Consider the following 19,861-nt stretch of genomic DNA (forward strand, 5'->3'; position numbering starts at 1 on the left):
GTAAAGAGGAAAGCGAAACCAAACAGCAGGTGTCTATACGGTAGATTACGTATAGGGTTGGGTTAAATGGGGTTCACATCGGGGTCCCCGCCCAATTGCAGAGACGATCCGGACTGAAGATTGGACACCACAGCGCAACAGGACATACGTCGGGATCAAGCCGGGTCTTCGCGCAGGCACAGGTCGCTGCGCGCCACACTGGCCCTGTGTCTGGCCGGGCTGCAGTTCATCGCTGTTTTGACTGTAACGCTGTCGACCTTTGTCAGTTCGGAAAACGCGCTGCTGCGGCAATCGCGCACCTCACTGAACGAGGTCAGTGTAAATGTCATCGGTCAGGTTAAGAACTTCCTGAACCCGGCACGGCAGGCGCTGGATGCAACCCGGCGTCTGGCGGAAAACGATGTGCTGAACATCAATGACACCGCTGGGCTGGAAAGCCACTTTTTCCAGCAGTTGCAGGTCGCACCGCAACTGGCAGGGCTGTATCTGGCCGACGACAGCGGTCGTTTCGTCTATGTCATGCGCACCGAAGAGCCGGGGCGCTATCGGACCAAGGTGATCCCGCCCTTTGAATACGGGCTGAGCGAACATCCCGCCGACTTCCAGTGGCGCAATGATCGTTTCACTTTGCTTGAGACCGCAGAAACGCAGACCGACACTTATGAGGCCCGCTCCCGCCCGTGGTTCAGAATGGTAAGCGAGACGAAGGCGCCGATCTGGACTCAGCCCTATATTTTCTACTCAGCGCGCCAGCCGGGGATCACCTATGCGGTCCCGGTGCTGGATCAGGCCGGAAACATCCGGGCCATTCTGGGGGTCGATATCCAGATTGATGCGCTGTCGGGCTTTTTGCTGGATATCTGGTCGGAACGGCGCGGTGCGGCGCTGGTGCTGAACGAAGACGGCTCGGTTCTGGCCCATCCGACGCTGGTTCTGATTGAACAGAACGGGGGGCTGGACACCCTGGAACTGCCGATGGTGGACCAGATCGACGACCCGCTGGCCCGCGCGGCCTTCGGTACGTTGCCGCACACCAGCATGGCCGGGGTCGAAGGCCCCGTTCATACGGATTTCGAACTGCGTGGGCAGGATTATGTTGCCATGCTGATCGAAGTGTCTGAGCCCGGCTTGCGCTGGTTGATCGGGCTTTATGCCGCCGAAGACAATTTCATCGGTGAGATCAAGAAAAACCGTGTGCAGGGTATCTGGATCGCCATATCTATCGCCATCCTGACCGGAGCCGTTGGTCTGGCACTGGCCGACCGGATCTATGCCCCGGTACGCACCTTTGCCAGTCAGACCCAACGCCTGTCCAGCGGCGAAATCACGCCCGATGAGGGCTTGCACAGCCCCTATCGCGAACTTGAAGATACCGGCGCAGCGCTGGCGCAGGAAGTTCGGCAACGGCAACGCTTTGAAACTGCTTATGGCCGCACCTTCGATCTGGCCTCGCGCGGGATGGCGCAGATTGCACCCGAAACCGGACAGTTCCAGCGGGTGAACGAACAGCTCTGCGACATCATGGGGTACAGCCCGGACGAGCTTGAAATGATTACGCTGGCGGACATCCTGCCGGAAGACGGCCAGCAGATCGCGGTGAAGTTCCGCGAAACGCTGCTGCAGGATTCCGAGTTCATCGCGGAAAACCAGTTCATCCGCAAAGACGGATCGACCATATGGCTGCGCGTGAATGCAATCCTGATCCGCGATGAAAACGGTGTGCCGGATCACGCGGTTGCCATCATCGACAATGTCAGCGACCGCAAGCAGGCCGAGGACGAAGCCAGCCGTCTCAGCCGCGACCTGTCCCATGTGGCGCGGGTCAATCTGATGGGCGAGATGGCCTCTGGGCTGGCGCATGAGCTGAACCAGCCGCTCAGCGCGATTTCCTACAATGTCGATGCGGCCAAGATCACGCTCGATGAAATCGGTGACCCTGATCCCGAGCTGAACGAAATTCTGTCCGACATAGACCGACAGTCGCGTCGCGCGGGCGACATCATCCGCGCGCTGCGCGAGGTGGTGCGTAAAGATCGCGGTCGGCAGACCGCATTCGAGCTGGGCGGGCTGATCCGGCAAACCGTCACGCTGATGGAGGCCGAAGCCAAGCTGCACGACATCAGACTGACCTACGCCGAAACCGCCCTGCCTCAGGTCATCGGCAACCGGACCCAGATCGCTCAGGTACTGGTCAATCTGCTGCGAAATGCTATCGATGCGCTGGCCCGTGTTCCGGGTGGGGCGGGCCGGATCACAATCTTCACGCTGGTCAGCGAAGAATGTGTCGAGGTCCGGGTCCAGGACAACGGGCCTGGTGTTAACGAGGATGTAACCCTGTTCAATATGTTTGATACCCAAAAAACCGACGGGATGGGATTGGGCCTGTCGATCTGCCGAACCATCGTCAAAGCCAATGGTGGCCGTATCTGGCACGACCCGACCGAAGGCAGCGGTGCGCGGTTCTGTTTTACCCTGCGTCGCAGCGACCGGGCCGAGGACGGCATGTCATGACAGCAGAACCGCTTATCGTTTTTATTGTGGACGACGATGACGATGTGCGCATCGCCCTGTCCCGCTCGCTTGGTAAGCGCGGCATGAAGGTGGCGCATTTCCCCGACGCTCAGTCCTTTCTGGATCAGGTTGACGAAGATGCTGCGGGCTGCCTGATCCTGGACTATGGTATGCCCGGGATGGACGGGCTGGAGTTGCAGGATCATCTGGTCCGGCAGAACTCGAGCCTTCCGATCATCTTTATCTCGGGGCACGGTGGAATTCCTGAATCGGTGCGCGCCACCAAAGCAGGGGCGATTGATTTTCTGGTCAAGCCGTTTGACCTGAGCGTGCTGATCGAACGTATCGAAGCCGCCTGGGAGGTAGGCAAAGACCTGCGTGCAGAAAAGGCGCGGCGGCAGGTGCTGGAGGACAAGCGCGGCCTGCTGACCGAACGGGAAGAGGAAGTGCTGCAGCATATCCTGACCCATCCTGCCCGCACCTCAAGCAAAGAGATCGCCGCCGAACTTGGCATCAGCCCGCGCACGGTCGAGATACATCGTGGACGTATTCAGCAGAAGGTCGGGGTAAAAACCACCATTGAGCTTTATGAGTTGTTCGGACATATGCAATGATCGCCAACCTGATGATGTATGCCCGCCCGCAGCTTGAAGGCGCGCATGAGCGGTATTGGACCCTGATCCGCGACAACCTGAGCCGTGCCGGCATCGACAGCCCCCAGCACCTGTCACAACAGGCCGATGAATTTTCTGTATGGCGGCACCCCGATCTGGTGCTCAGCCAGACCTGCGGCATGCCCTATCGCTTGTGGCTGCATGACAAGGTGCAGCTTATCGGCACACCGGATTACGGCCTTGAAGGATGTTCGCCGGGCTATTACCGCAGCGCTCTGGTCGTGCGCGCAGATGATCCGCGCGACGATCTGACTGCGTTTCGGGACGCAAAGTTCGCCTACAATCAATCTTTTTCGCAATCAGGCTATGCGGCGCCCTATTGGCACTTTGCCCCGCACGGGTTCTGGTTCAGCAACCGCCTGCAGACCGAAGGCCACTTGAACTCGGCCCGCGCAGTTGCCGAGGGCCGGGCCGACATCGGTGCGCTGGATGCGGTATCTTGGCGTTTGATCTGCGCGCATGAGGATTGGGTAGCAGGCCTGCGCGTGCTGGACTGGACCGATCCCACGCCTGGGCTTCCCCTGATCACATCGCAGCGAAACGACGCAGTCGCCATCTTTGCTGCGGTCCAATCTGCGATTGATCAACTGGAACCGCCAGACCGAACGGCGCTGGGGCTCTGCGGGATCGTGCGCATACCCAAAGCGCGATACCTCGCCATCCCCAACCCGCCCGAACATGATCAGAGGCTCTGACCCGTCAAGAGACCGTTTGCTCTGACACCACCTCTCCGAATCTGGTGAAGAACTTGCCCGACAGTTTCTTGGCCGTTCCGGCAATCAGGCGACTGCCCAATTGTGCAATCTTGCCACCGATATCGACCTTGGCCGTATAGGCAAGGATCGTTTCGTCGCCATCTTCGGTCAATGTCACGTCCGCCCCGCCTTTGGCAAAACCGGCGGCACCGCCCTTGCCTTCGCCCATCAGCGAAAAACCGTCAGGTGCATTTGAAGTGTCCAGCGTCACCTCGCCCGAGAACTTCGCCTTTACCGGTCCGATTTTCAGCACGACCTTCGCCTCAAGCTGATCCGGACCCGCTTGCGTCAGCTCTTCACACCCGGGAATGCACTCACGCAGCACATCCACGTCGTTCAGCGCCTGATAAACCACATCACGCGGAGCGTTGATGCGGATTTCGTCACTCAGTTCCATTCGTGTTTTCCTTTGATCAACAACATCTTGGATAAACGCGCAGCGCCTCTTCCGCCGCCTCTTTTGCGCTCAACTCAGGGCGCGCGGGCCAGATCGCCCGTACAATACTACGCCATCTTTTCATCATCACGGCTCTCCTTCACGATATCGGTGTTTCGCCAGCGCACGATCTCGACCAGGATCGAAAGCGCAATCTCATGGGGGTCGACCGCATGGATATCCAATCCGGCCGGCGCCTTGAGCTGCGCGACCCGGCCCTTGTCCAGACCGTTTGCGATCAGCTTGTCGCACAGCACCTGCGCCTTGCGGCGACTGGCCACCATGGACACGCGCAACGCCCGGGACTCCAGCGCCGCTTTCAGTGCCGCACCATCCCCATTGCCCTGCGAGGCGACAACAACGAAATCCCGTGCCTCAAGCCCCAGCGCAGGCAGATTATCCGGGTCAAATCCGATCTGGTCCGGTGCCTCTGCGCCGAAGGGCAGGCAGACCCGAAAACCCGCCAGAGTGCCATGCGCCGCCAATGCGTCAGCGATGGGAGAGTCACCAAAGATCACCAACCGCGGCGCGTGCTGATAGGGCTCGACCAGCAGGTCCACCGTCCCGCCGCTGGGGCATCCGCTTTTGTAGATCTGCACGCCGTCAGGGTCTGTCATGGCCACCACCTTGTCCGAAGGTTTCACGCGGATAATGTCGGGTTGACCACTGTCCAGCGCGGCGTTGGCCGAGGCCCGAACAGCGCGCTGAACGCAGGCCCCGCCCAGATGGCCCAGAATCCGGCCATCCCGCGTGATCGCCGCCTTGGCCCCGGCCTTGGCCGAGGTCACATCTGCCGTACGCAACACGGTTGCGACGCAGAAACTCTTGCCACTCTGGCGCAGCTCTTCGATTGTGTCGAATATGTCGAAACCGGGCATAACGGGTCCTTTCACAACTTGCGAAACTGAGGTTCCAGCGCCGCCAGCGCCTCAAGCGTATTGGCAGGCAAGTGCGCATCCAGATGGGGCTGTGCAGCCTGCATCGCAGCAGCAACCGGTTCATAACTGTCCCACCCTCTCAACGGGTTTAGCCAGACGATCCTTCGCGCCTTGCGCCGGATACGCGCCAAAACCGCACCCAGCGCATCCGGGTTGGAACTGCAATACCCATCCGACAGGATCAGCACGATGGTTCGCCCGTTCAGCGCCCGCGCGCCGTAACCGTTCAGAAAACTCTCAAGACTGCCCGAAATATCGGTACCGCCACCAAACCCTTCGGCCATCAGCGACAAACGCCCCGCGGCGCGCAGCGTATCGTGATCGCGCAGCGCATCCGTGACCCGCATCAGACGGGTGTGAAAGAGGTAGGCATCCGCCTGCGTATCAGCGCCGATCAATCCTTTGAGAAAGGCCAGAAACACGCGGGAATACACCGTCATTGATCCGCTGACATCACACAGCGCGACGATCCGCATCGGGCGCGGCGGCCGTGCGCGGCGATACAGATCAATCGGCTCTCCGCCCCGCGACAGACTGGCCCGCTGGATGCGTCGCATGTCCAGAATTGGCCCCCTCAAAGCGCGTTTCCGTCGTCGCGACCGGCGGTCCCGAATGGCCCGCGCAATCTTCATGGCAACCATTTCTGCTTGTTTTAGACTCTTATCATTCATCAACTCCCGCAAGTCCCGACGCGACAGGTTGGCCGTTCGGGTCGCAATCAGCGTCCCGTCCATCCCCTCGGCCTCGTCGTTGCCCGGATCAGGAGTGGTAGCGGCCTGATCGGACTCCGTTCGAGTGTCGTCCTTGACCTCATCCGGGCTCTGCCAGATCATTGGCTTCGCTGACTGAACCCGAACATGTGCATTTTGCGCCAGGCCTGCACGCTGATTTCCCGCGTTGAACCAATAGGCATCGAACAGTTCATCGAAGCGCCGCCAGTCCTCGGCGTCCCCGGCCAACAAGGCGCACAATGCCTGACGCGCCTGGTTCGCATCGGTCGCCTCAACCACCGACAACGCGGCCAGAGCATCTCCTGTCTCTTTCGACCCGACACGCAGCCCGTTCAGGCGCAAATGCGCGATGAACCCCGATATGCGGTCCGACAGGCCCATGGCCCGAGACGGAAAGCGCGTCACCTGCATCATGCCACCTTCCCGATCAGACGATCCATCACCTCGGGCGGGGCTGCATCATAATCCGCGGCCGTCTTTAGCAAACAAACCAAAGTCGCCTGCACCTCGTCCCGGGACTTCACCAGATCATTGACCCCCAGCCCGGACAAGGCCGCCGCCCAATCCAACATCTCGGCTATGCCGGGGGTTTTCTCCAGATCCTCCTTGCGCAGCGCCTGCACGACGCCAATGATCTGCCGCGCCAGAAGCCCTTCAATTGCGGGCATCCGCGCCCGCAGGATCGCCATCTCGGTTTCACGCGACGGATAGTCGAGGAAACTGTACAAACACCGACGCCGCAGCGCATCCGACAAATCACGCGTGCCATTTGCGGTCAGGATCACGATAGGCCGCACCCGCGCCGAGATGGTGCCAAACTCAGGAATGGTGATCTGAAAGTCCGAGAGAACCTCCAGCAAATATGCTTCGAATTCCTCATCCGCCCGGTCAATCTCATCAATCAGCAGAACCGGAGGCTTGTCTTCCGAAATAGCCTCTAACAAAGGCCTTTTCAGCAAAAATGCGTCTGAAAACAGTTGCGCTTCATCCACCCCGCCCTGCGCCTCACTGGCGCGGATGGCCAGCAGCTGACGCTGATAGTTCCACTCATAGATCGCATGGCTGGCATCCAGCCCCTCATAACACTGCAACCGGATCAACCGCGTATCCCGCCACGCGGCCATAGCCTTGGCAACCTCGGTCTTGCCCACACCGGCAGGGCCTTCCAGCAATAAGGGCCGCCCAAGCTGCTGTGCCAAATGCAAGGCCATCGCCAACCGATCATCGGCAACATAGCCCTGCGCGGCCAGCCCGCTCTGCACATCACTCAAAGTCAAAACCAGGATCCTATCTTCATCTGGCCAAAAATATCCCGGGGGAGGTGCGGAGGAGGCAGCGCCCCCTCCGCTCGGTCGGACCGGCATCTGCCGGTTCGAAACCGATTACCCGTGCATCCCCAACCCATTGGCGATTTTCCAGATCCGCCAGTGATCATGCGGCATATGGCTCTGCACCAACCCGAAAGGTCGGAACGCATCATGCACCGCATTCGAGAACGCAGGCACGCCCCCCACATTCGGGCTTTCCCCGACACCCTTGGCACCAATCGGATGATGCGGTGAGGGCGTCACCGTGTGATCAGTGGTGTAGTTCGGCGTCTCCCACGCAGTGGGCAGGAAGAAATCCATCAGCGTACCGGTCTTCACATTGCCCATCTCATCATAGGCGATCTCCTGCCCCATCGCGATGGCCAGCGCCTCGGTCACGCCGCCATGGACCTGACCTTCGATGATCATCGGATTGATCCGGGTCCCGCAATCATCCAGCGCATAGAACTGCCGGACCTCCCATTCTCCGGTATCCACGTCGATCTCCATGACGCAGACATAGGCCCCGAACGGGTAGGTCATGTTCGGCGGATCATAATAGCTGACCGCTTCCAGACCGGGCTCCAGCCCCGGAATGGCCTGATTATAGGCGGCGAAGGCGATCTCTTTCATGGTCTTGAACCGCTCGGGCGCGCCTTTGACGGCGAACCGGTCCACATCCCATACCAGATCATCGTCATGAACCTCAAGCAGATAGGCCGCGATCATTTGCGCCTTGGCACGGATCTTGCGCGACGCAATCGCTGTGGCCGCGCCCGCCACAGGGGTCGAGCGTGAGCCATAGGTCCCCAGCCCATAAGGCGCGGTGTCGGTGTCGCCTTCCTCCAGCGTGATGTCATCGGCGGGCAGGCCGATCTCGCTGGCGATGATCTGGGCAAAGGTCGTGGCATGGCCCTGCCCCTGACTGATCGCACCGATACGCGCGATGGCCGAGCCGGTCGGGTGGATGCGGATTTCACATGAATCGAACATGCCCATCCCAAGGATATCGCAGTTCTTCACCGGCCCGGCCCCGACGATTTCAGTGAAATGCGTCAGGCCGATCCCCAGCAGCTTGCGGGTCTTGCCAGCTTTGAAGTCTTCGATCCGCTGCGCCTGTTCCGCCCGCAGACCCTGGTAATCCACCGCTTTCAGTGCCTTGTCCCAGGCTGTGTGATAATCGCCCGAGTCATATTCCCAGCCCAGCGCCGACTGATACGGGAACTGATCCGCCCTGATAAAGTTGATCCGGCGCAGCTCGGCGGCGTCCATGTTCAGCTTGATGGCCAGAACCTCGATCATCCGCTCGATGAAATAGGCGGCCTCGGTCACCCGGAAGGAACAGCGATAGGCCACCCCGCCCGGCGCCTTGTTGGTATAGACGCCATCCACGGCCAGATAGGCAGTGGGGATGTCATACGACCCGGTGCAGATATTCATGAACCCCGCCGGGAACTTGGACGGATCGGCGCAGGCGTCGAACCCTCCGTGATCCGCCGTGGTATGGCACCACAGGCCGGTGATCTTGCCATCTTTGGTGGCGGCAATCTTGCCCTGCATCCAGTAATCGCGGGCAAAGGCGGTGGCCATCAGGTTCTCCATCCGGTCCTCGACCCATTTCACCGGCTTGCCGGTCACGATCGAGGCCACGACCGAGCAGACATAGCCCGCATAAGCCCCCACCTTGTTGCCAAACCCGCCGCCGATATCGGGGCTGATCACCCGGATATTGTGTTCGGCAACGCCAGAGATCAGCGACACAACCGTGCGGATCGCGTGCGGGGCCTGAAACGTACCATAAAGCGTCAGCTTGCCGGTCACCTTGTCCATCGACGCCACGCAGCCGCAGGTTTCCAGCGGGCAGGGATGGGTACGGTGGTAATAGACCATCTCTTCGGCGACCACGTCCGCCTCGGCCAGAACGGCTTCGGTTGCGTCCTTGTCGCCCTGCTCCCACGTAAAGATGTGGTTGTGATGTTTCCGGGGTCCGTGCGCGCCTTCGGTCTGGCCGTCAAGGTCTTCGCGCAGCACCACATCGGATTTCAACGCCTCGAACGGATCGGTGAGGACAGGCAGTTCTTCGTATTCCACCTCGATCAGTTCCACCGCATCTGCTGCGATGTAGCGATCCTCGGCCACCACATAGGCAACCTCCTGACCTTGGAACAGCACCTTGCCGTCCGCCAGAACCATCTGCTTGTCGCCGGCCAGCGTCGGCATCCAGTGCAGGCCCAGCGGTGACAGGTCTTCGGCGGTCAGAACAGCGATCACGCCGGGCAGCGCCAGGGCCGCCTCTTTGTTCACACTCACGACACGCGCATGGGCATAGGGCGAGCGCACGAAGTCGCCGAACAGCATCCCGTCCAGCTTGATGTCATCGACGTAATTGCCCTTGCCTTGGGTAAAGCGCACATCCTCGACGCGTTTGCGGGCGCAGCCCATGCCTTTGAGGTTGGCGGCGCGTTCTTCGGGGGTCATGGTTTGATCGTTCATTCCGCAGCCTCCACTTTTGTTTGCCCTACCGCTTCGCTACTTGAGGGCTCCTGAGCGTTCAGCATGTCTGCCGAAGCCGAGATCGCCTTGACGATGTTCTGATACCCTGTGCAGCGGCACAGGTTCCCGGCCATGCCAAAGCGGATGTCCTCTTCGGTTGGGTTCGGGTTTTCCTGCAGCAAGCGATGCGCGCGGGTGATCATGCCCGGCGTGCAGAAACCGCATTGCAGCCCGTGATGTTCGCGGAACATTTCCTGCAGAACACCAAGGCTGCCGTCATCATTGGTCAGCCCTTCGACGGTGGTAATGTCGGCGCCGTTCACCTGCGCCACGAAGGTGGTGCAGGATTTGACGGATTTGCCGTCGATATCCACGGTGCAGGCCCCGCAATGGCTGGTTTCGCAACCGATATGAGGGCCGGTGATTTTCAGGTCTTCCCGCAGGAAATGGATCAACAGCGTGCGCGGCTCGGCCAGACCTTCGACCTCGCGTCCGTTCACGGTGAGTTTGACGTGCATTTTCGACATTTTTATCTCCCCTCAACCTGCGCGGCATTGCGCGCGGTCGATGGCGCGGCGCAGCACCACGGCGGCCACATGTTTCTTGAATTCGACGGGTCCGCGGTTGTCCTCGACCGGGTCAATCGCATCGAGCATTGCCGCCACGCAGCCGTCAACATCCCCGCCCACCAAGGCGCTGCTGGCACCTTCGGACCAGATCGGTGTGTCGGCCAGATTGGTCATCGCGACCGAGGCTGTGCCATTGCCAACCATCACCGCAGCGGCGGCAGTCGCATAATCGCCGATCTTGCGCTTTTGTTTCTCGTAAGCCTGACCAACGCCTGCAGCCGGCATCGGGATCGAAATGCGGGTCAGGATTTCCTCATCCTCGCGGGCGGTGAAATAGGCTGCCTCATAAAAATCACGCGCCGCCACGCTGCGCGCGCCATCCGGGCCGGACAGATCGAACGTCGCATTCAGGCATTGCATCAACCCCGGCATGTCATTTCCCGGATCGCCATTGGCCACGTTGCCGCCGACGGTGCCCATATAACGCACTTGCGGGTCGGCGATCTGCAACGCTGCCTCGCGGATCAGCGGAATCGCCGCGGCCAGCTCGTCATGCGTGATCAACTCATGCTGCGTCACCATCGCGCCGAGTGTCACGGTGTCAGAGCCGATCTCGATGCCCTTCAGCTCATCTATGGCCTGCAGATCGACCAGATGGCCCATCTCGGCCATACGCAGTTTCATCATCGGGATCAGGCTGTGCCCACCCGCGATCACGCGCGCCTCGTCTCCATGTTCCTGCAAAATGCCGATGGCCGAGGCGATGTCGCCTGGCCGGTGATACTCAAAACCGGCTGGTATCATGTTTTTCCTCCCTGGGTCCGGACAAAATGCCTTGGGGGACCTGAGGATCAGGAAAGGGCGAGGGGTTCAGCGGTTCCAGCCAGCGGAAACGGGGCGCGCAGCTTGTTTCACCAGTTGCGAATAAGCTGCACGAGTTGCGATTAGAGGCCCAGCGCCTCGCGAATGTCGGCAAGTCGCGACCGGCTGACCGGCACCTTTGTCAACGCATCCACGCCGTCGAAATAGCAGGTGCCGTTGTCCTTGTGCCGCTCGAAGCCCGAGACATGTTTGGGGTTCACCAGATAGCTGCGATGCGCGCGCAGGAAGCCCTCTGGTATCAGGCGGGACTCGGCCTCGGTAATCGACCAGGGACAGAACAGTTTTTCGGCCCCAATGTAGAGGACGGTATAGTGTCCTTCGGCCCGGATGGCGGCGATGCTGGCTGGTTCGGTGAAATAGGTCTGGCCTTCACGCTCGAACGGAACGCCAGCGCGCAGGGTTGCTGGTTCGGGGGTGGGTACCGGCGCGGGCTGTTCCGTTGGTTCGATAAACGAGATGCCGGTCAGCAGAAACCCACCGCAGATCAGAAAGACCGAAACGGTAACACCCATCGCCAGAACCTGATTGTCCAGCGCTGGCCCTGCGCCGCCAGCACTGTCGCTGGCAACAAAATCGGTCAGACCGGTGGCCACGAAATGCATGGTGAACACGGCCAGCCCGAAGCAGATTGTGCCCAATAGGATGTTGCGCTGCGTACGGTTGCCATAAGCGACCCAGATGGCCGCCACCGACAGGACCACAGAGGCCAGCGTCGACAGAGCAACGTCCAGCACATTGTAGACCGGGCGACACAGCTGCATTCCGGCCATGCCGATATAGTGCATCGCCACGATCCCAAGGCCCACGATCACCCCTGACCCGATCATTGTCCGGGGCGTGCGCCGGCGGAAATGCAGTAGCAACAGCGCCAGCCCGACCATCAGGATCGCCGCCAGCGCGGATATCAGAGTGATCAGAGCGTCATAATAAAACAGAATCGGCAGCTGCAGGCCCAGCATGGCGACAAAGTGCATCGACCAGATGCCGCCGCCCAGAATGACCGCCGCAAATGCAACCACCAGCTTGCGCCGCTGACTGTCCAGCCGGGATGCACCATGGGTCAGATAGAGGCCGGTGAATCCTGCCATCAGCGCCACAGCCAGTGACGCCGCCACCAGCCAGGCGTTATGCGAATAATCCAGCATTTGGGTTCGAACGCCCTCCCCGACGCGAGGGTGACGTTAGCAAACCGGATCGCACGGGACAATCAGGGCAGACATCACTATTGGATAACCGCATTTTCCCAGGCCGAGATGAACTTTCTGCGTTTGAGAACATCCAGATAGGTCAGCAAAGCCGGGTTCAGGCCGATTGCCTCCTGCTCGCTCTCACCCGATTGCGAAAGCACAGGCAGCGGCGTCGTCTTGGGAGATTGCGCCATGCCGGTTATCAGGGAGCGAACAAACAACTCAGCAACATCGGGTTGCTGCGTGGCATCAAGGGCCATGACGGTGCGCATCATCGTGGTTTGAAAATCAGACGGTAATACGATCTCAAGCGCGTGTTTGCCTTCGGCCTGAACCGCCGCATAGCTGCCCAGCACGTTATAGGCGACCAGTATTGTCCCGTCTGCCAGATCGCGGATCATGTCGCCAGAACAGCAATACAACCGGACACCCAGACTGCCCATCACCTCCATCAGGCGCCAATAGGTTTCTGACGCGCGGGCATCTTGCGTGGCGAACAGATAACCCAGTCCGGATTGGCGCACATCATAGGTTCCGACCTTGCCACGAAACGTCTCGGGCCGTTCGCGCAGCGCTTCGATCAGGCCTTGACGTGTTTGCGGAACAGGCTGATCCGCAAAGGCGGCCCGATTGACCACAATGGTGGCAGGTTCAGAGGTGAAGGCGAACAGGCTGTCGTGCCACTGCGCCCATGCGGGGACGGTCATACCGTCCAGCGGCAGCGCGTAACCGTCATTGGCCAGTTTCAGCTGCAGATCCATCGCACTTGAGATGACGACATCGAACTCTTGGGGTGTCGCGCGCACGCGTTCATAGATATCTGCAGTGCCAGACACCAGATATTCGACACTAATCTGGGGATTCTCTACGATAAATGCTTCGATGAACGGCGCGAACAGAATAGTGTCGGTGCTGGAAATGACGCGCAACGGTACGCCATCGGCACCTTCATTGAATAGCTGACGATCCTCCCAGTCCTCGGCTGTTCCCACATGCGGCAGCAGCAACAGGATCAGAGCGATAAGATAACGCATGCGCCGCCCTCTGGTTGGTTGGTCAGAACAAGCGCACCGCCATGCGCGGTTGCCACGTCCTGCACGATGGTCAGCCCAAGGCCCGAGCCGATGGTCCCGGCGGCGTTCTGGCCGCGCTCAAACCGGCGGGTCAGCATGTTAATCTCATCGGGCGGAAACCCGGGGCCCGAGTCCATGACGCTGATCTGGACCTGAGGGCTTGTGGTGACATTGATCTCGACCGTGCTGTCGGGGGGTGCGTATTTCAACGCGTTGTCGACCATGTTGCGCACCGCATTCTGCAGCAGGATCGGGTCACCCGAATACCGCACAGAAGCATCGCCCGTCAGAGACAGTGACAGGTCCTTCATCTCGGCGATGGGCGTCAGGCGTTGCACAAGCTCTTGGGTCAGGGCAACAAGGTCAAGCTCCTCTCGTTCCAGATGATCGGCCCGGAAGGTGATCATCGCATGATCCAGCAATTGCCCCGCCGCACGAGAGCTTTCGTCGATGGCCCGTACCATCGCACGCAGGGCTTCGCGGTTTTCCTTGCGTTCGACCCGTTGCAGGGTCGCCTCGGCATAGGACCGGACGGTTGCCAGAGGTGTCCGCACCCGGTGCGCCGCCTCGGCAATGAAATCCTCGGACTGGCTAAGCGATTGATCCAGCCGCCCCATCAGGGAATTCAGCGAAGACACCAAAGGCGCCATTTCCTTGGGCACCGGTTTTCGAAATGGGCTCAGGTCCTGCGGACCGCGACGGGTCACCGATGTCGTCAGCTTGTTCAGCTGCCCGATGGTTGCGGTTGTGACCCAGAAAGACAGGGCCGCTGTCAGCACAAAAAACCCCATCCCCAGAAACGCCGCATTGCGCGAAATCTGATCCAGCGTTTCCGCCAGCGCATCCTGTGTCTGCGCAAGCGCAACCTCGATCTCTGTCTGGCGGCCCAGACCGACCAGAGTGCGGCTGGCGTTGACCTGCCGAACGCGCTCGCCCCGCAACTCGCGAGCACCAAAGAACCAGTTGCCATCGTCTGCGTTGTGGGCAAGCTGAAGGTCCTCGTACCCCGATATGAACGCGCCATCCTGAAAGATCGCATAGAAAACACGGTCATCCGATGGGGTCGCCAGCATGGAAAATGCGGCATAAGGGATATCGATCTCCAGTTGCCCGTCGCGCAGCGCCGCCGCGTCGAGGATCGATGCCGCCGAGGCACCAAGGATGTTGTCCTGCCCCTGCTGCGCCACTTGTGCTGCATAATTTCGGACCGCGAAGAACAATAGAACGGCCAGCAACGCCGCGCCGCTGATCAGTGCCAGCACCAGACGATTTCTGAGTGATCCTGAAACTGCCGGGCTAACCGTCATGGTCCAGCCTGTAGCCCAACCCGCGCAGGGTGGTGATTTTCAACTCGGAGTTTTCAAGGTGCTTGCGCAACCGGCCCACATAGACCTCGATCGCGTTGTCCGAGACGTTGTCGTCGAAAGAAAACAACCTGTCGGCCAATTTCTGTTTCGAAAAGACCTGACCGGGGGCGTTGATGAAAAGCTCCATCATCCGCAGCTCGCGATTGCGCAGGGATATCGTTTCGCCCCGGACGCTCAGATGACCGGCCACCGGGTCGAACACGATCCCGCCAACCTCGATCCGCGACCTGGCGATACCGGAATTGCGGCGCAGGACAGCGCGGCAGCGGGCCTCAAGCTCGGCGTGATCAAAGGGTTTGGTCACATAATCATCTGCCCCCAGATCCAGCGATCCGATTCGATCCGAAACCTGACTGCGCGCGGTCAGAACAATGACCGGAGTGTCTGGATCACGGGCCCGGTGACGTTGCAGAAAGTCCCGCCCATCTCCGTCGGGCAGCATGATGTCCAGCAGGATCAGATCATATTCCTCGATCTCGGCATAGGCCGTCGCATCGTCCAATTTCGATGCGTGATCAACAACATGTCCGTCCTGACGCATACGGGTACACATGGCGTTTGCAAGATCCAGGTTATCTTCGACCAAAAGGAATTTCATGAGGGCCGGGGCGTATCCTAACGCGTGACAGGTTGATGTCAGGTTCGTGTGTTTAAACTTCGGAGTAATCTGAGCCGCCCCGCGGCCGGATGTCAAATGGGAGGACATCATGACTACATTCACACTGGGCCGTCGCGCCCTGATCGCAGCGGTGGCTGCTATTGGCCTGACCGGACCTGCGCTGGCGCAGGATCAGGTGATGGACAGCATCCACTTTCTGATCCCCGGCGGCGCTGGCGGCGGCTGGGACGGCACCGCGCGCGGCACCGGAGAGGCCCTGACCAACGCAGGGCTGGTCGGCACCGCTTCTTACGAGAACATGTCAGGCGGCGGTGGCGGTAAGGCCATCGGCTATCTGATCGAAAACGCCGAAAGCAATCACGGAACCCTAATGGTGAACTCAACGCCCATCGTGATCCGGTCGCTGACAGGCGTGTTCCCGCATAACTTCCGCGACCTGACCCTGGTGTCAGGCACCATCGGCGACTATGCGGCCATCGTAGTTGGCAAGGACAGCTCGATCAACTCGATGGCAGACCTGCTGGCAGCCTATGACGCGGATCCGGGCGCTACCGCAATCGGCGGCGGCTCGGTCCCGGGCGGCATGGACCATCTGGTTGCGGCCATGGTGATGGAAGCGGCTGGCAAGGACGCGCTGGGCGTCAAATACATCCCCTATGATGCGGGCGGAAAAGCCATGGCGGCGCTGCTGTCCGGCGAAATCGCGGCCCTGTCGACCGGTTTCTCAGAAGCGGTCGATCTGGCCAATCAGGGTGAGGTGAAGATTATCGGCGTCACCGCCGAAGAGCGTGTGGACGCAGCACCCGATGCCCAGACCATGAAGGAACAGGGGATCGACACCACCTTCGTCAACTGGCGCGGGTTCTTCGCAGCCCCCGGACTACCCGAAGATAAGCTGGCCGCTTATCAGGACGCCATCACCAAGATGTACGACACGCCCGAATGGGAAGAGGTGCGCGCCCGCAATGGTTGGGTGAATATCCACAACTCGGGCGCTGATTTTGAGGCTTTCCTCGAAGATCAGGAAAAGCAGATCAGCGATCTGATGAAGAAACTGGGCTTCCTCTAAAGGCGGCTTTGGCAGAGCGGACAACCGCTCTGCCCCCACAAACAACAACAATATGGGAGGGGACACCATGGCGCTGGATCGCTGGATCGCGCTTGTTCTGCTGGGGATTTGTCTGACCTATGGCTATGCGGCCTGGTTCACCATGGACGGCAGCCTGCCCCCTTTCATGCAACGAAACCCGATATGGCCCAGCACCTTCCCAAAGGTTCTGTCCATTCTGGGGATCATCGCCACGACAATCATCCTGCTGGGCTTTGAGAAGAGCGAGTTGAAAGAGGCAGAAATCGATTACCGACGTCTGGGCGAATACCATTTGGGTCAGGCGGTTTCCCTGCTTGTATTGATGGTCGTCTACGCCTTGTGCCTGCGCCCGATCGGCTTTCTGATCGCAACCTCGGCCTTCCTGATCATCGGGTCCTACATTCTGGGTGAGCGCAAGTGGCATATCATGCTGCCCGTCGCCCTGATCGCGACCGGATCAGTCTGGTATCTGGTTCAGCAAGTTCTTGGAATTTACATGCGCCCCCTGCCGGGCATTTTCGGAGGCTGACATGCTCGAAGGACTTCTGATTGGCCTGCAAACGGCATTCTCACTCCAAAACCTTCTGATGGTCGTGGCCGGCTGCCTGATCGGCACGTTTATCGGCATGTTGCCCGGATTGGGCCCGATGTCGATTATCGCGATCATGATCCCGGTGGCGATTTCGATGGGCGACCCCTCGGCGGCGCTGATCCTGTTGGCCGGGGTCTATTACGGCGCGATTTTCGGGGGGTCGACCTCGTCCATCCTGCTGAACGCGCCGGGGGTCGCGGGCACCGTGGCCTCAAGCTTTGACGGCTATCCGATGGCGCGGCAAGGTAAGGCCGGTAAGGCGCTGACCATTGCCGCAATTGCCAGTTTCGCCGGTGGTACGCTGGGTGCGATCCTTTTGATGGTATTCGCCCCAGCCCTGTCCTCAGTCGCACTGTTGTTCCATTCCGCCGAGTACTTCGCGCTGATGGTTGTCGGCCTGTCTGCCATCGCCGCCTTCGCGGGTTCGGGTCAGGTGGCCAAGGCGCTGATCATGACCATCCTCGGCCTGATCATGGCCACCGTTGGCGAGGGTGCGCTGTTCAACCTGCCGCGCTTCACCATGGGCATCATGGACCTGCAATCCGGTTTTGGCTTCATCACACTGGCGATGGCGATGTTCGCCTTGCCCGAGGCGCTGTTCCTTGTCCTCAAGCCCAAGGACCTGCAGGGGGATGACGGTGAAATCAAAGACCTGCGCATCACGAAAGACGAGGCGAAAGCCATCGCGCCGGTCATAGGACGCCAGTCAACGCAGGGCTTCTTCATCGGCGTCCTGCCGGGTGCGGGCGCGACGATTGCCAGTTTCCTCGGCTATGCAGTCGAACGCAATATTGCCCCAAAAGAAGAGCAGGAAGAGTTCGGCAAGGGTTCGATCAAAGGCCTTGCCGCGCCAGAGGCGGCGAACAACGCGGCCTGTACCGGGTCTTTCGTGCCGCTGCTGACTCTGGGTATTCCCGGTTCCGGCACCACCGCCATCCTGCTTGGCGCGCTGATCGCTCTGAACGTCACACCGGGCCCGCGCCTGATGATTGATGAGCCGCAGATTTTCTGGGCAGTCATCATGTCGATGTTCATCGGCAATCTGGTCCTGCTGATCCTGAACCTGCCGTTGATCCCCTACATCGCCAAAGTGCTGGCCGTTCCGCGCAATTATCTGATCCCGTTCATCCTGTTCTTCACCCTGATGGGGGCCTATATCGGCCAGAACAACGCCACCGAACTGTTGATACTGGTCGGCTTCGGGGTCTGTGCGACGGCGCTGAAATTCGCGGATTACCCGCTCGCCCCCTTGCTGATCGGTTTTATCCTTGGCGGCATGATGGAGGACAATTTCGCACGCTCCATGCAGCTTTATGACGGTATCGCGTTTATCTGGGAACGTCCGATGACGTTGGGCCTGCTGGTCATTGCAGTGCTGCTGGTTCTACTGCCAAGCTACCGTGCACGTCGCGCACGGGCACGGGCGACCGGGATCGCAGATGGCGACTGAGCCACTTTCAGGGGTCCGCGTCCTTGACCTGACCAATGTTCTGGCGGGCCCCTATTGTTGCTATCAACTGGCGCTGATGGGCGCCGAAGTCATTAAGGTCGAACGCCCCGGCAGCGGTGATCTGGCCCGTGTGCTGGGCGCGGACCCCAAGCGCAACAAGGCCGGAATGGGTATCAGCTTTCTAGCGCAGAATGCCGACAAGAATTCGGTCACTCTGAACCTGAAGGCCGCGCAGGGCAAGGAGCTGCTCAAAAAGCTGGTGCGAACTGCCGACGTTCTGGTCGAGAACTTTCGCCCCGGCGTGATGGAACGGCTGGGGCTGGGTTATGAGGCATTGCGCGATAAAAACCCCAACCTGATCTATTGCGCGATCAGCGGCTTCGGTCAGACCGGGCCGCGCCGCGACGATCCGGCTTATGACCAGATTGTTCAGGGCCTAAGCGGCGTTATGTCGATCACTGGCACGCCCGATACGGCACCTTACCGGGTTGGCTATCCTCTGGCCGATACGGTTGGCGGGTTGACTGCAGCCTTTGCGATCAGCGCGGCGCTGAACGCCAATCCGCGCGGAGCATTTCTGGACGTTGCCATGACCGAAGCCGTTGTCTCGACCATGGGATGGGTCGTGTCGAACTATCTTCTGGGGGATGTCTTACCGGGTGCGCATGGCAACGAAAACACCACCTCGGCCCCTTCGGGAACCTTTGCCACATCTGACAGCCCAATCAACATTGCGGCCAATCGGGATGAGCAATGGCAAGCTCTGGCAAAACATCTGGGCCGCGCCGAATTACTGACCCATCCCGACTATGAAACCCGCGAAGATCGCAAGCAAAACCGTCATGCCCTGAGGCACGAGCTTGAGCGCACGCTGACCACCCGTCCGTCCGCTGACTGGGTCCGTGAACTGAACGCGCTTGGCGTTCCAACAGGGCCTGTATTGACTGTGCCGCAGGCTTTGTCGGACGCGCAATTGGCCGGGCGGGGACTGATCGGTGCCCTTTCCGTGCACGGTGAAGACATGGATCTTACGGGTAGCCCGGTGGTCATGGATGGCGCGCGCAGGATGCCACAGACCTCCCCACCCCAGCTCGGAGCCGACAATGCGGCGATCTGGTCCGAGCTTGGCTTGTCGGACGCCGATATCGACGCCCTGAAACAAGAGGGAATTATATGAGTGAGGCTGT

The 19,861-nt window shown here is 60.1% G+C and carries 18 protein-coding genes; 7 read left to right on the plus strand and 11 right to left on the minus strand.

Annotation, left to right across the window (positions count from 1 at the left end; genetic code table 11):
* Positions 1-120 precede the first annotated feature (120 nt).
* The 3 genes from ACR0K9_RS07875 to ACR0K9_RS07885 are packed head-to-tail and all read left to right on the plus strand — an operon-like array spanning position 121 to position 3,880.
* Positions 121-2,511, plus strand: coding sequence for an ATP-binding protein (locus tag ACR0K9_RS07875; protein ID WP_480822120.1), 2,391 nt, complete (start codon positions 121-123; stop codon positions 2,509-2,511).
* Positions 2,508-3,125 carry a response regulator transcription factor gene (locus tag ACR0K9_RS07880; protein ID WP_480822122.1) on the plus strand — a complete coding sequence of 206 codons (618 nt, stop codon included), beginning with the start codon at positions 2,508-2,510 and terminating at the stop codon, positions 3,123-3,125. The genes ACR0K9_RS07875 and ACR0K9_RS07880 overlap by 4 nt, the downstream gene beginning before the upstream one ends.
* Positions 3,122-3,880, plus strand: a complete 759-nt coding sequence (locus tag ACR0K9_RS07885) for a phosphate/phosphite/phosphonate ABC transporter substrate-binding protein (RefSeq protein ID WP_480822124.1) — start codon at positions 3,122-3,124, stop codon at positions 3,878-3,880. The genes ACR0K9_RS07880 and ACR0K9_RS07885 overlap by 4 nt, the downstream gene beginning before the upstream one ends.
* Before the next feature lie 4 nt (positions 3,881-3,884).
* Here the strand turns inward: ACR0K9_RS07885 and ACR0K9_RS07890 are convergent, their stop codons facing one another.
* The 11 genes from ACR0K9_RS07890 to ACR0K9_RS07940 all read right to left on the minus strand — a co-directional run bounded on the left by ACR0K9_RS07890 (position 3,885) and on the right by ACR0K9_RS07940 (position 15,521).
* Positions 3,885-4,337, minus strand: coding sequence for an SRPBCC family protein (locus ACR0K9_RS07890; protein ID WP_480822126.1), 453 nt, complete (start codon positions 4,335-4,337; stop codon positions 3,885-3,887).
* Between the two features lie 107 nt (positions 4,338-4,444).
* Complete coding sequence (locus tag ACR0K9_RS07895; protein ID WP_480822128.1) at positions 4,445-5,254, minus strand: XdhC family protein; 810 nt, start codon at positions 5,252-5,254, stop codon at positions 4,445-4,447.
* Positions 5,255-5,265: 11 nt separating this feature from the next.
* Positions 5,266-6,456: a vWA domain-containing protein gene (locus ACR0K9_RS07900; RefSeq protein WP_480822657.1), complete on the minus strand. Its 1,191-nt coding sequence runs from the start codon at positions 6,454-6,456 to the stop codon at positions 5,266-5,268.
* Positions 6,456-7,322, minus strand: a complete 867-nt coding sequence (locus ACR0K9_RS07905) for an AAA family ATPase (protein ID WP_480822130.1) — start codon at positions 7,320-7,322, stop codon at positions 6,456-6,458. Before ACR0K9_RS07905 ends, ACR0K9_RS07900 begins: the two co-directional genes overlap by 1 nt.
* 105 nt (positions 7,323-7,427) lie before the next feature.
* Positions 7,428-9,845 (minus strand): aerobic carbon-monoxide dehydrogenase large subunit, encoded by a 2,418-nt coding sequence (locus ACR0K9_RS07910; protein WP_480822132.1) that lies wholly within the window; start codon positions 9,843-9,845, stop codon positions 7,428-7,430.
* Positions 9,842-10,372 carry a (2Fe-2S)-binding protein gene (locus tag ACR0K9_RS07915; RefSeq protein ID WP_480822134.1) on the minus strand — a complete coding sequence of 177 codons (531 nt, stop codon included), beginning with the start codon at positions 10,370-10,372 and terminating at the stop codon, positions 9,842-9,844. Before ACR0K9_RS07915 ends, ACR0K9_RS07910 begins: the two co-directional genes overlap by 4 nt.
* Before the next feature lie 12 nt (positions 10,373-10,384).
* Positions 10,385-11,218, minus strand: coding sequence for an FAD binding domain-containing protein (locus ACR0K9_RS07920; protein ID WP_480822136.1), 834 nt, complete (start codon positions 11,216-11,218; stop codon positions 10,385-10,387).
* 140 nt (positions 11,219-11,358) lie between these two features.
* Complete coding sequence (locus tag ACR0K9_RS07925) at positions 11,359-12,441, minus strand: MHYT domain-containing protein (RefSeq protein WP_480822138.1); 1,083 nt, start codon at positions 12,439-12,441, stop codon at positions 11,359-11,361.
* Positions 12,442-12,518: 77 nt separating this feature from the next.
* Positions 12,519-13,517 carry an ABC transporter substrate-binding protein gene (locus tag ACR0K9_RS07930; protein ID WP_480822140.1) on the minus strand — a complete coding sequence of 333 codons (999 nt, stop codon included), beginning with the start codon at positions 13,515-13,517 and terminating at the stop codon, positions 12,519-12,521.
* Positions 13,496-14,863, minus strand: a complete 1,368-nt coding sequence (locus tag ACR0K9_RS07935; protein WP_480822142.1) for a sensor histidine kinase — start codon at positions 14,861-14,863, stop codon at positions 13,496-13,498. The genes ACR0K9_RS07930 and ACR0K9_RS07935 overlap by 22 nt, the downstream gene beginning before the upstream one ends.
* The gene (locus ACR0K9_RS07940; protein ID WP_480822144.1) at positions 14,853-15,521 is read right to left on the minus strand and encodes a response regulator transcription factor; all 669 of its coding nucleotides are present in this window, start codon (positions 15,519-15,521) and stop codon (positions 14,853-14,855) included. Before ACR0K9_RS07940 ends, ACR0K9_RS07935 begins: the two co-directional genes overlap by 11 nt.
* Before the next feature lie 109 nt (positions 15,522-15,630).
* On the opposite strand from ACR0K9_RS07940, the gene ACR0K9_RS07945 reads away from it, so the two are divergent.
* From ACR0K9_RS07945 to ACR0K9_RS07960, 4 genes are all read left to right on the plus strand, one after another.
* Positions 15,631-16,611, plus strand: coding sequence for a Bug family tripartite tricarboxylate transporter substrate binding protein (locus ACR0K9_RS07945; protein WP_480822146.1), 981 nt, complete (start codon positions 15,631-15,633; stop codon positions 16,609-16,611).
* A 67-nt stretch (positions 16,612-16,678) separates the two neighbouring features.
* Positions 16,679-17,161: a tripartite tricarboxylate transporter TctB family protein gene (locus ACR0K9_RS07950; protein ID WP_480822148.1), complete on the plus strand. Its 483-nt coding sequence runs from the start codon at positions 16,679-16,681 to the stop codon at positions 17,159-17,161.
* 1 nt (position 17,162) lies between these two features.
* Complete coding sequence (locus tag ACR0K9_RS07955) at positions 17,163-18,674, plus strand: tripartite tricarboxylate transporter permease (protein WP_480822150.1); 1,512 nt, start codon at positions 17,163-17,165, stop codon at positions 18,672-18,674.
* The gene (locus ACR0K9_RS07960) at positions 18,664-19,851 is read left to right on the plus strand and encodes a CaiB/BaiF CoA transferase family protein (RefSeq protein WP_480822152.1); all 1,188 of its coding nucleotides are present in this window, start codon (positions 18,664-18,666) and stop codon (positions 19,849-19,851) included. Before ACR0K9_RS07955 ends, ACR0K9_RS07960 begins: the two co-directional genes overlap by 11 nt.
* Positions 19,852-19,861: the final 10 nt, after the last annotated feature.

This window comes from Ruegeria sp. L12 (genome assembly GCF_056531745.1).